The sequence below is a fragment of the Clostridium sp. LIBA-8841 genome, assembly GCF_034439435.1.
In the GTDB taxonomy this organism is placed as follows: domain Bacteria; phylum Bacillota; class Clostridia; order Clostridiales; family Clostridiaceae; genus Sarcina.
In genome coordinates, this window is record NZ_JAPCKJ010000001.1 from 411123 (window position 1) to 424705 (window position 13583).

Sequence of the window (13583 nt, forward strand, 5' to 3'; positions counted from 1 at the left end):
ATAAGCTTTTTACATTAAACTTAGGAATTTTTAATTATAAAAAATTTTCTTTTTAAATATCTATTAAAATTCCAAAAAAATAAGAGTTTAAATATGCTATAAAGCATACTTAAACTCTTTAACAAAATTTGTACTTTAAATTTAATTAATCAAATTTAAATCCACTTAAAAGATCTGCAAATGGATTATTCCCTTCTTCATTCGCCTCTTTTTTCATTTTTTGCATTATTTTATTTACTTCTCTTTTATTAGTTTTATTATTTTTATCAAATCTCTTCTTAAATTGAGATTCCTTCTCTCTAAAATTACAGTTAGCTCCTGGACAAACATATATTTTACCTTCTCCATGACCTCTAAGCTCTAACTTTTTCTTGCACTCAGGACATCTAGCGTTAGTTACTCTAGAAATATTTTCTCTATACCCACATGCTCTATCCTGACATACATTCATAGTTCCATTCTTTCCTTTAACCTCAAGCATATACTTACCGCACTCTGGGCATTTTTTACCAGTTAAATTATCGTGATGGAACTTATTCTCTCCAAGTTTTACATCTTCAATTAATGCAACTGTATAATTTCTTATATCCTTTATAAACTTCTTAGAATCGCCTTTTCCTTTGCTTATTCTCTCTAACATCTCTTCCCAGTTAGCTGTAAGAAGTGGAGATTTTAAATCCTTTGGAACTAAATCTATAAGCTGTTTTCCTTTAGAAGTAGGTACTATTTCTTTTCCTCTTTTCTCTATTACAAAAGAATTAAATAGTTTTTCTATAATATCAGCTCTAGTTGCAACAGTACCTAGACCACCAGTTTCTCCTAAAGTTTTTGCTGATGATTTATCTATAGACATATACTTTTGAGGATTTTCCATAGCAGATAATAAAGTTCCTTCATTAAATCTTGCTGGCGGCTTAGTTTCTCCTTTTTTCACATTAACTTTAAGAACTTTAAACTCATCTCCCTTATTTAACTTAGGAAGCTCTTGTTCTTTTATATCTTCTTCTCCATCATCTTCTGTATCCCTGTCATAAAGCTTTTTCCATCCTTTGGCTTTGACAACTTTTCCCTTTGCAATTAACCTTTCTCCATTAACATCTCCTGTTAAAGTTGTTTGAATATATTCAAATGGAGGCATTAAAACGCTTAAAAATCTTTTAACTACAAGCTCGTAGACCCTTCTTTCATCTGAACTTAAATTAGCTAAGTTTCCTCTTTCTTCAGTCGGAATTATCGCATGGTGGTCTGAAACCTTGTTATCATCTACAAAACTTTTATTTGCTTTAATTCCACCTTTTAAAAGCTCTGTAGCTATAGTTCTAAACTCCCCTGTAGCTACTGCCTTTAATCTATCTGGAATTGTAGAAACTATATCCTTTGAAATATACCTTGAATCAGTTCTTGGATATGTAAGAAGCTTATGATTTTCATATAATCTTTGCATTATATTTAAAGTTTGTTTAGCTGAATATCCGAATATCTTATTACAATCTCTTTGAAGTTCAGTTAAGTCATATAATTGTGGAGAAAATTTCTTTTTATTAGCTTCATTTATACTAAGAATTGTTCCCTTCTTATCCCCATTTAATTTACTTACTACCTTTTCTTTAAATTCCTCATTAAATATTCTTGAATTATTTTCTTTATTAACCCATGTGAAAGAACACTTGTCTGTATCCACAGAGATTGTATTAAAAGCTTTAGGCTTAAAGTTCTTTATATCCTCTTCTCTTTGGACTATCATTGCTAAAGTAGGTGATTGAACCCTTCCAGCTGAAAGTTGAGCATTATATTTACAAGTTAATGCCCTAGTAACGTTTAGTCCTACTAGCCAATCCGCCTCTGCTCTACATTGAGCAGCTCTATATAAATTATCATATTGCTCTCCTGGCTTTAAGTTTTTAAATCCATCTAATATAGCCTTATTTGTTTGAGAAGATATCCAAAGTCTCTTAATAGGCTTCTTAACATGCGCCTTCTCTATTATCCAACGGGCTACAAGCTCTCCTTCTCTTCCTGCATCTGTAGCAATTATAATTTCATCTACGTCTTTTCTTTCCATTTGTTTTTTAACTTCATAGAATTGCTTTGTAGCTTTTTTTATAACTTTAAGTTTCATATTTTTAGGAAGCATAGGAAGAGTCTCCATAGACCATGTTTTAAATTTATTGTCATAATCCTCTGGTGATTGTAACTCAACTAAATGTCCTAAAGCCCAAGTTATGATATAATCTTTTCCTTCTATATAACTACCTTTATTATTATTGCACTTTAAAACCTTAGCAATTTCTCTACCAACACTAGGTTTTTCTGCTAATACTAATTTTTTCAATAAAATCATCCTTTCACAGTACTAAATTCCTTTTTAGTACCTCTTTAGGTATTATTAAAATATTTTAATAACACATTACATAATAATATACTACATTAAATATTCTTACTTAACAAATAAAAAATTGATGTCCAAATAATCTAATCTATTCAGACATCAATTTTAAATAAAAAGATTCTCAACTAAGCCCATCTTTTAAGCTCATTATATATATCTACTTTTAAGTTTTTTAATTTTATCCAATCCATCTTTTTTTGAGAATAGAATCTTAGCTTAAAACTTCCTATATTCTTCCTCATTTGAAATGGATTTGATGTAACTTTAATCTCTTCCATACTAGATCTTTTTATAAAAAATTGCCTCTTATTAAAAGACTTATAACTTACATAATACAAATCTTTTCCGAATCCAAACTTAGTATTTCTATAAAGTAAAGTTCTATCAATAACAACTAAAGTTATGGCTACCATCATCACCCATATCTCTCCAGTTAATAAGAATATTATTATACCTGAATAAATAGCTACCTGAAGAGGAACTGTATAAAATCTTCTCATTACGCTTTTTTCTGGCTTATATACCTCTCCCTCAAATATAAATTCAGGTACAAGGTTTTTAAGTATTTCTCTATATCCATTTTCATTGCACAATGGAAATATAAGCTCATCTTCCTTTAATGTGTTTCCATATCCAACAACACAACACTTTATTGTATAAAACTTAAATATTTGATTTATAACATTTTGTTCTATTTTTAAAGCATGTATATTATCTGTTGATATTGAATAACTTCTTCTCGTTATTAAGCCATACTCCACCTTTAAATAGTTATTATTTCTGTATATTGTGAATTTGTAATATTTGGATAATATTGCTGATATTGAAAATACTAATATTATTAATAATAAGATACTAAATAAAAAAAGTGCTGATAAAAATATTGCTAATATTGTATTTCTAGATATTACATTTTCCTCAATAACATTTGTAAAAAAATTTATTAATCCTTGATTTAACCCTTTGTATATTTTATTCATAAAATGTATGCTAGAATATAAAACCCCTATTCCTAATATTATATTATTTCTAAGCATTGATAATAAAATTAAATGAATTGCTGATATATTGTAAACTAAAGTCTCATTTATTTCTCGTTCATCATGTATTAAGTTTCTTATTCTATCACTTAAATTCCTATAAAGAAAGTCTAAATCTTTTTTCTTAAGTACCATAACTATTTCGGCACTTCTCTTAGAAGCCGGATATACACTATCAATCTTTATTTTTCTTAATTGAAAAATTCTATATATTATATTTCTTTCAAGTTCTATTAGAGATATGCTTTTTAAAGGAACTACAAGTTCTTCTTTAAATATGGCTCCTTCTTTATATATTAAAAATCCATCATCAATTAAAATACTTGTATTTAACCATCTTAATATGGAAAAAGCTAAAATCAAAACTATAGATAATATACTAGTTGTAATAATATGCTCGTTAAATTTTAAAGCTAAAAATATTATTATAGGCCAAGCTCTTTTTATTATTTTTAAAAAAGTTATAAAAATATTATACCAATGATTTTTTTTATGAAATCTCATTTTTCACCTCTAGATATTCTCTTTGACTATATCATAAAACATTTTTACTTGGCTTTCTCTAAGAGCTGGAATTCTTACTTTTCCTCCAGCAGTATATATATTGACACTTTTAATTCTTAAAAGCATTGATATTGGATCTTCAAATATATTTATGTATTTAATTTTATCTATTTTAATGCATATATATCTCTTAAACAAAACTCCGTATCTAATTTCAATAAGATCATCAAATACAAAATATGACCATGAAAGGAATTCAAGTATTGTTCCTATTAATCCTAATACAATATATAAGATACTAATTATTAATTGAAAAATATATAATATAATACTTATAATTCCATGAAACTCTTTAATTCCTATTTGTAAAACAAAGTACATAAACAAAAAAATTAATGTTCTAAATATGATAGCTCTAACAATAAATAGTTTACTTAATTTATATTTCATCCACTCCTCCTTTATTAATAAAAAAACCTATAAGAAAATCACTCTTATAGGCAACCCTGTTCTGCTCTATTTCTAAAGTTTCCCTTAGTATTAAATATTTTACCACATTATCATTTTTATTTAAATCATTATATTTATAAAGCATATTTTAATCTATTATATCCATTTATTTGTATCTCATAAATTTAACCTCATTTTTCACTTGGCGTTCTATAAATTTTATTAATTCTTCTTTATTATTATTTTCTATAAAATTTTTAATCTCCTCATAATTACGCAATAAAATTTCTATTATTAACTTTATCCAATTCACAACTTTCTTTTCTGAAGTTCTTGTCCAATCATAAGAAAGAGCTAATTTTAAATCGTCATAAAGAAATTCAACTTTATTTATTTCTCTCATTTTCTTTATTAATCTTTCAACTAACTCCGCATATTCATTATTTCTCAATAACCCCTTAAGTATTAAATCATTTTTTAATACTACCTTCCCTCGTTTACTTTCTACTACTTTTATATTGGAAGCCATTTTTATTGCACATCTTTTTAAATCAAACATCTCTTTCTCCTAATACATTACTTATTCCATAAAGTTTATGTATTATAATTACGCTAAATTCCTTAAAAATAAATTAATAAATTTTATAGCAAATAACTAAAAGAAAAAAGATTGTATCAAAACTCAATAATAAAACTTGTAAATATTATGAAGAGAATATCTGAATAAGTTTTATTTTAGGTTAATTTTGATACAATCACTTATACTAAAATTTCTATTTATCACTTTGTTTTAAAGGCAATGTAATTATGAATGTACTTCCTTTTTGCAATTCACTTTCTACCCTAATTGTTCCATGATGTAATTCTATTATACTTTTTACTAAAGTTAGTCCAATTCCACTACTTCTATATTTCTTTTTAGATACACTATCTGCCTGTGCAAATCTTTCGAATATCATTTCTTGTTGCTCTTTAGAAATTCCAACTCCAGTATCCTTTATTGCAATTTCTACTTTATCATCCTCACACTCTTTTATATAAACTTCAATAGTTCCATGTCCATGAGTGTACTTTATTGCATTCGACAATAAATTAATAACACATCTTTCAATTTCATTTTTATCACATTCAACTTGTAATTCCTCTATTTCTGGATCTATTATAAGCTCCAAGTTATTTTCCTCAACATAAGCTTTTAAGCTTAATGCTGTATCCTCAACTAAAGAAACTATTTCATAACTATCTATATTAAGTTTATATGCTCCTGATTCTATTTTGGATGAATCTATTATATCATTTATTATCTTTAATAAGTGATTTGCATTATTTTTAAGTGTGTTGCTATAATCCTCTACTTGATATTTTCCTAGAGAATCCTCTTTATTTTTTAGCTTTACTAACTGAACTGTTGCCAATATAACATTTAAAGGAGTTCTAAGTTCATGAGAAAGATTAACAAAATAATCATTTTTAAATTTTTGCCTTTCAATCATTTCATCCTTTAAAGCTGTAGCTTCCTTGAAAAGTTTTTCTTTTTCAAGATAAAGTTTTTCCTTCTCTTTAGCTTCTTTTTTTAATTGTTCAGCTCTTTTTTTAACTATCTTTTCTAATGCTGTTATGTAACTCCACATTAAAAATATAACTATTACAGCACTAGAAAAATATATCAAATAAGCCATTGGAGTTCTCCAAGGTGGAGGCGCTATTTTTAAATCCAAAGTGGTTATAGGAGTTAAATCACCATGATTATCTCGTGCCCTAATTAAAAGTTTATAAGTTCCGGATTCTAGAGTGGCATAATTGGCATTATTTCTTTTATTTGCAAAAACCCAATCTTCATCAATTCCTTCTAATTTATATTCATAGGTTATCTTTGTTGTGTTTAAATAATCTGGTAAAAAGAAATCAATGGATATATTATTTTCATTATATTTTAAGTTAAGTTCTCCTCCATAATAAGGATATGGCTTATTATTCACCTTAATTTCATCTATTACTACCTTTGTCTTAGTTTTATTTCCAGTAAAATTTAAAACCTCTTCAGGATAAAATGCAGTGACACCGTTTATTCCCCCAAAAAACATTTCTCCATCTTCACTTTCAAAGTATGATCTACCGTTAAACTCATTACTTTGTATTCCATCCATAATAGTATAATTTATAAATTTATTTGTTTTCGTATTAAGCCTAGATAACCCTCCATTTGTGCTTATCCAAAGATTATCTTCTTTATCTATAAGTATTCCATATATAAAATTATTAGCTAGTCCATTTTCAACAGTATAATTTGTAAAAGTATCTGTTTTAGGGTCTAATTTGCTTAGCCCAGCTTCTGTTCCAATCCAGACATTTCCTTTGGAGTCTTTTGCTAAACAACGTACATCATTACTTATAAGACTATTCCTATTAAAGCTATCACTTACATAACTTTTTAATATTCCTTTATTCTTATCAAACTGTACTACTCCACCATTAATTCCAATAGTAATCCATAACAATCCTTTCTCATCTTCTGATATGCTTGTTACAGCATTTTCAACAATACCTACAGCTTTAAATAAATTTGAATAATCAGTAAAAGTTCCAGTCTTATCATCATAGGATTGTAATCCCCCTCTAGCTCCAATCCATAAAAGTCCATCTTTATCCACATAAAGATTTCTAGCATCCATTTTATTTATTTCCTGCATACTTTCTGGATATTTAATCCGCTCAACTACTCCTGTCTTTTTATTTATTTTATTTATCCCGCCCTGAGTTGCAACCCATAAATGATCTTTATCTGCCTCACATATTTGCCAGACTACATTACTACTTAAGGTATCAGGATTATTATTTTCACTATAAAAATTTCTAACATCACCTGTTTTAGTATTTAGAGCATTTAATCCTGAGGAATTTGTTCCAAGCCATAAAGTACCATCTGAATCCTTATAAATTCCACTCATACTATTAGCACTAAGAGTATTTTCTTTATTAGGTTCTCTTTTATATTGTTTAAATGGCTGATTAGGGTTTAGTAGACTTATTCCATTATATGTTCCAAACCAAAGAAGTCCACTTCTATCTTCATATGCAGTTAAAACATTATTGTTTACTAAACTAGTATCATCATAGTATCTATTTTCAAAAAGATGCTTTTTTTTATTGTTTTTATCATATTTTAATAAGCCTTTTTGGGTTGCAAACCATATATTACCATATGTATCTTCATAAATACCATTTACACTATCTGGAGTTATGTTAAAAGACTCAATTTCTTCATCTATAAACTTAACATCTTTATAATTACTAGATATACAAATAATATGTTTGTCTGTTACAGCCCATATATTATCTTCTCTATCCTTATAAACTAAAGAAACTGCTGAATTATCATCATCAATTAAAGTATTTATGGATTGAAATTCTCTAGTCTTAGTATTAAATAAACTTAATCCCTCACTTGTACCTGCCCAAACATTTCCATACTTATCTTCACATAATGAAGTAATCACATTACTCTTTAATCCTTTTGGATATGTATCTTTGAAAATTTGATCAATTTTTTCTGTTTTTGGATCATAAATATTTAGTCCCTTACGAGTAGCTACCCATATTGTTCCGTCACTATGCTTTAGTATATCCCATATATTATCATTAGATAACATACTCTTCCCATCTTCATGCTCAAACATTCTAGTAACCTTATTGGTAATTATGTTTATGCTACTTATTCCTCTACTAGTTCCAACAAGAATATTATCCTTATCATATTCAGCTATAGATGATATAAAACCTGAATTAATACTTTCTTTATCATCTTTTGCTTCTCTAAAGATAACAAACTCATGTCCATTATATTTGTTTAATCCATCAGATGTTCCAAACCACATGTATCCTCTACTATCTTGAAATACCTTCGTCACAGTGGATTGAGATAAACCATCTTTTAAAGTTAAACTGTTGAATCTAAGCTCTGATTCTCCTAATGCAAAGACATTTTTACATTGAATTAACATTAGTATTATAGAGAAAAAAACGTATCTTCTAACTAATTTTTTTATATTCAATTTTATTACCTCTCTAAAACTAAAATAACAATTTAATTTTCTCAAAAAACAAGAATATTGTCAAACTATGTCATATTAGCTTTAATACTTTAATCTAATAATATTAACATCTCTCAAAAAATTATCCATATTGTACAATATTAAAGCATCATTAAAATTCTCATTTTCCATATATTCACTTACTTTAAATGGAAAATCCCTTAAATCTACCACATGAATCTCCTCAAAATTTTCACTCAAAAATGGAATCATTGAGTTTGCAAAAGAATCCTTAAATACTAATAATTTTTCTCCATTTTTAACTTCATGATTTCTTATTATAGTAAGTCCATTATTTCCTCTAATGAAAAATGAATACTTATCTATCGTATTTAGCTTTTCATAATCATATAGATTATTAAAACTTTCTCCTTGAATCTCCATAGTTGCATTATTTATATCATAATAAGTAAGAATATCACTTTCTGCATTAAAAAGCTTAGATTTAGAAAAATATGTGCCATAAAACCCACTAACTTCATGTTTCTCTATATTCCTTAATTCAATAGGCTTTTCCCCTAAACTTTCCATATAGGCTCCATAAGCTAAATAAGCTCCATATGTTGTCCAATGATGGTCTGTTTTATAATATATATAATCTTCTTTATTCTCCGTTAAAAGTTTTATCAAATCAATATTAGTATCTTTGTTACTGACCTCATAAACCTTAGATATAAGTTCTTCTTGTTCTAAAAGCTTTAATCCCCAAGGAATATATTCTTCATATATGGTATATGAATTAGGTACAATCATAGTTGTAACTCTTCCATTATACCCATTAATAAATTCCTTTAATGCTTTTAAATTGTTATTAAATCTTTCCTCATCATAGGAAATAATCTTATCAAACATATAGTTCTCTTTTCCATAAACTATATTATTATTTTCAATTTTCCCTAAGGCATATTCACTTATGGACTTTAAGTTTATCCATTTTTCTCTAAAAATAAAATTATCATTTATATATTCCTCATAATCACGGCTATAGGTTCCGCTTATAAATGCATCAAGAGAAAACTTAGGCTTTTTAACTAAAATTCTATTTTCAAACTCTGAAAAATCTATATTTTTTTTACTCATATCAAAAGCTGCAAATGTAACTACAAGAGAAAAAAATATGAAAACCATAGGATATTTTTTCATAAAATATTTCCTTTCAAATTAGTTTAAAATCTAAAATACAAAAATGGATTATAAGTAGAATCAATTAAATATGCTACTGATATTATAAATATCATACTTAAAATAAAACATTCTACATATTTATTTTTCTTTACCATTTTTTCATAAATATTATTAATAACTTTGCTAGAACACAATATAGCTATTAAAAATACTAAAAAATAATTTCTTAAATAGTATATGAAATCTAATGACCAATTTGGTTGAAACAAATATTGTATGTTCCCTAAATCCTCAAAGGCAAAAATCGCCCATCCAAAAATTATGGCAGATATACTATATATATGTGACACTAATTTACGCTTATTTAAATATTTAATTAAATAAAATTTTTCCAAAGTAATTAAAATAAAAAAATAAAGTCCCCACACTATAAAATTGTATTCAGCCCCATGCCAAAAACCAGTTAAAACCCATACTACCAAAAGATTTAATACTGTTCTTTTATATCCTACTCTATTCCCCCCCAAGGGAATGTACAAATACTCTTTAAACCAATTTCCTAAGGTAATATGCCATCTTCTCCAAAACTCTGTTATACTTCTTGATATATACGGAAAATTAAAGTTTTGAGGAAAATTAAACCCAAGCATTCTGCCTAATCCAATTGCCATAGAAGAATATCCACTAAAATCAAAGTATATTTGTAAAGAAAATGCTATTACTCCAAGCCATAATAGGGAAGTAGAAACATTACTAACCCCTAATCCTTCAATCTCATTCCATAAAAGTCCTATATTATTTGCTATCAATACTTTTTTTCCTAGACCTATTATAAACTCTTTAATTCCCTCTTCAATTTGATCCATTTTTATATTTCTATTATTTAGCTCATTATTTATATCAGAATATCTAACTATAGGTCCTGCTATAAGTTGTGGGAAAAGACAAACATACGCACCAAAATTTATTATATTTCTTTCAGCTCTAACGTTTCCTCTATATACGTCAATAGTATATGACATAGTTTGAAAGGTATAAAAACTTATACCTAAAGGAAGAGTTAGATAGATTAAAGACATGGATGCTCCAAAAGCTGAGTTTATATTCTCAACAAAAAAATTTATATACTTAAATAAAATAAGTATTCCTAAATTAAATGTAACTGAACTAATTAAAAAAGCTTTACTAATAAATGCTCTTTCTCTGTATTTTTCTATTAATATACTTAAGGAATAATCTACTATTATTGATAAAATCATTATGAAAAGATATTTTGGTTCTCCCCAAGAATAAAAAAATAAACTTAATATTAGTAAAGTTAAATTTTTTAATTTATTTGGTGTTAAGTAGTATATAATAAAAGCTATTGGCAAAAATCTAAATATAAACATAATACTGCTAAATACCATTTTAAATCTCCTAAAAATTTAATTTTATATTTATAGAGACTTTTACTTCTTTTAAATTAATTAGAAATAAAAGTCTCTTTATTCGTTTTATATGTAAAAAAATTTATTCCTTAATATATACTACTTCTTTCGTCATATAAAAATAAGCTGTATCAAAACTTTTAATAATAAAGCTTATAAATTCTTAGTTAAATCTAATAATTCTCGTAATATATTTATAAGTTTTATTTTGGTTTATTATTGATACGGCCTATTCTTATTTAAAATTAAATGTTATTTAAATGCTTCCTCATAAATCTTATTCGCTTCTTCTAATTGATCTTGTGGTAAAACAAATAATGAAACATAATTTCCCTTAACTTTCACTTCTGAAGACTTTACAACTTTCTCTTCCTCTGGATAAAAAGCCTTTCCAATCTTATCTTCTAAAATTTTATCTACTGATTCCTTAACAGAATCAATCTTTCCCTCTTTAGCCTTTACAATTATAATGGCAGAATTTCCTGGAGATATACCAGTTTCAGCAATTCCATATTCCTCTACATCATCTAAGTTTAAATGATAAATTTCATTAGCCATTTGGTCATCTACTGGCATAGGCATTCTAACCATATCTGCCTCCACTAGTTTATTAGTCATATCAGAAGCACTCATTGACATTTTAACATTACTTTGTTCAACCTGAGTACCATTATTATCTTTAGCTCCACATCCCGTTAATGTAGCTCCTATCATAACAGCAGCTAAAACACTTATAAAAATTTTTTTCATCCCTAAATTCACTCCCACATATGCATATTTGTTATGTTAACGTTATTATACATTATAAACCTACCCCCTCCAACATCTTTGATTAATTGTTAATTCTTTAGTAACTTTTCAATTGTAAACTCCTAAAACTCTCCTTTAAATGCTAAGATCTTTATTTAAAATCATAATAAAAAGCACCTTAAGAATTTTCTTAATGGTGCTTTAAATTAAAAACAAAATCTCTACTTTAATTATTTCTTTTTAAATGGCTTCTTTCCAATAGGCTTTTTCTTTCCATTATTACCTTTACTTGAAGAAGTATTTTTTACATTTGTCTTATGAATTTCTCCTTCATATAAATATAGTCTAGGAATTTGAACCTTTAACTGTCTTTCACATTTTCCAACTATTTTTTCTTCTTTATAATCAGCTAAAGAATAAGCAACTCCTTCTTCTCCTGCTCTTCCTACACGCCCTACTCTATGTAAATAGTTTTGAGGATTCATAGGTATATCTAAATTTATTATATGTGTAGCTCCCTTTATATCTAATCCTCTTGCAGATACATCTGAAGTTATTAAAACCTTAGCCTTTCCTTTTCTAAAATCTTGAAGAGCATTCTTCCTATCCATTTTATTATCGCTTCCATGAAGAGATACTGCATTTATTTTATTATATTTTAACTTCTGAATTACATTGTTTATATTATAACTATTATTTATAAACACTATAACCTTTTTCTCATCACCTATAGCATGTATAAGCTTTCTTAAAAAATCTATTTTATCCCTTAATTCAACCTGGAAATATCCATGTAATATATTTTCATTAACTTTATTAGCAGCTTTTGCTTGTATAAGCTCGCTTTCCCCAATTAATTCTTCTGCTGTTTCTAAAGCTTTTTCATTCATAGTAGCTGAAAAGATAAGCTTTTGCGAATCTCTAGGACAAGCTTTTACAACACTTTTGACATCTTTTATGTTTATAAAATCTAATAGCTTATCACCCTCATCAATAACTAGAGTTTTAATAGTATTAGCTGTTATTTTCTTTTTGTTTATAAGCTCTAAAACTCTTCCTGTACTTCCTACAAGTATATGTGGCTTGTTTTTAAGTTTTTCCATCTGTCTCTTAATATTTCCACTACCAACTAAAGTTGTTGAAGTTATTTTCTTTCCAAGTCCTCTTTTAAGATCATTTAAAACGTTATTTATTTGAACTCCTAATTCATGAGTTGGTGATAATATTATTGCTTGCATCTCATTTTTTGAGTCATCAATATTCTCTATTATAGGAAGTAAATATGCTAAAGTTTTTCCCGTTCCTGTTTCAGCCTTTCCTATAACATTTTTCTCTTTTAAAATCTCTGGTATAGCTTTTTCTTGAATATCTGTTGGCTCACTTATATTTAATCCTATTAATGATTTTGCAACCTCTTCACTTAATCCTAATTCTAAAAATTTATTCATTAGCATCCCATCCTTTTATTCTAAAGTTTAACCTTATTATTTTTTAATATATTCTCACAAAGAGTTTCGAAATGAGACGTATCTATTCCCTCTTTATTCAACTTAGAAAGTCTTGCGTTTATTCTTTCTAAGGTCTCTTTCCCTTCTTTTTTATCTCTTTTCTTAATACATGTATTAAAATAATCAACTAAATAATCTATCTTTATTACTTCATTTGCTAAGTCTTCTCTATCATCATTTACAAGCTCTAACAATAAAGAATATACCTTAGGAGAAGTTGAATTTCTATGCATCTTTAAAAAATCATTATTTCTACTAGTTATCTTTGCCATATCTTCTGTTCCTTTCTAAATAAA

General features: G+C 26.9%; 10 protein-coding genes. All 10 read right to left on the bottom strand.

From position 1 onward, the window contains the following. Window positions 1–145: 145 nt before the first annotated feature. Complete coding sequence (locus OIF33_RS01655; protein WP_322502487.1) at window positions 146–2332, bottom strand: DNA topoisomerase III; 2187 nt, start codon at window positions 2330–2332, stop codon at window positions 146–148. A 182-nt stretch (window positions 2333–2514) separates the two neighbouring features. Continuing rightward, complete coding sequence (locus OIF33_RS01660; protein WP_322502488.1) at window positions 2515–3933, bottom strand: PH domain-containing protein; 1419 nt, start codon at window positions 3931–3933, stop codon at window positions 2515–2517. A gap of 9 nt (window positions 3934–3942) precedes the next feature. Beyond that, a complete protein-coding gene (locus tag OIF33_RS01665) occupies window positions 3943–4383 on the bottom strand; it encodes a PH domain-containing protein (protein WP_322502489.1) in 441 nt (146 codons plus the stop codon). A gap of 166 nt (window positions 4384–4549) precedes the next feature. Beyond that, window positions 4550–4942: a hypothetical protein gene (locus OIF33_RS01670; RefSeq protein ID WP_322502490.1), complete on the bottom strand. Its 393-nt coding sequence runs from the start codon at window positions 4940–4942 to the stop codon at window positions 4550–4552. Between the two features lie 214 nt (window positions 4943–5156). Further along, window positions 5157–8435 (bottom strand): ligand-binding sensor domain-containing protein, encoded by a 3279-nt coding sequence (locus tag OIF33_RS01675; protein WP_322502491.1) that lies wholly within the window; start codon window positions 8433–8435, stop codon window positions 5157–5159. 81 nt (window positions 8436–8516) lie between these two features. Beyond that, on the bottom strand, window positions 8517–9617 hold the full coding sequence (locus OIF33_RS01680) for a DHHW family protein (protein ID WP_322502492.1): 1101 nt from the start codon (window positions 9615–9617) through the stop codon (window positions 8517–8519). Window positions 9618–9640: 23 nt separating this feature from the next. Continuing rightward, complete coding sequence (locus OIF33_RS01685) at window positions 9641–11008, bottom strand: MBOAT family O-acyltransferase (protein ID WP_322502493.1); 1368 nt, start codon at window positions 11006–11008, stop codon at window positions 9641–9643. Between the two features lie 273 nt (window positions 11009–11281). Continuing rightward, window positions 11282–11779, bottom strand: a complete 498-nt coding sequence (locus OIF33_RS01690) for a DUF4358 domain-containing protein (protein WP_322502494.1) — start codon at window positions 11777–11779, stop codon at window positions 11282–11284. A gap of 230 nt (window positions 11780–12009) precedes the next feature. Beyond that, window positions 12010–13227, bottom strand: a complete 1218-nt coding sequence (locus tag OIF33_RS01695) for a DEAD/DEAH box helicase (RefSeq protein WP_322502495.1) — start codon at window positions 13225–13227, stop codon at window positions 12010–12012. Between the two features lie 20 nt (window positions 13228–13247). Then, window positions 13248–13559, bottom strand: coding sequence for a hypothetical protein (locus tag OIF33_RS01700; RefSeq protein ID WP_322502496.1), 312 nt, complete (start codon window positions 13557–13559; stop codon window positions 13248–13250). Window positions 13560–13583: the final 24 nt, after the last annotated feature.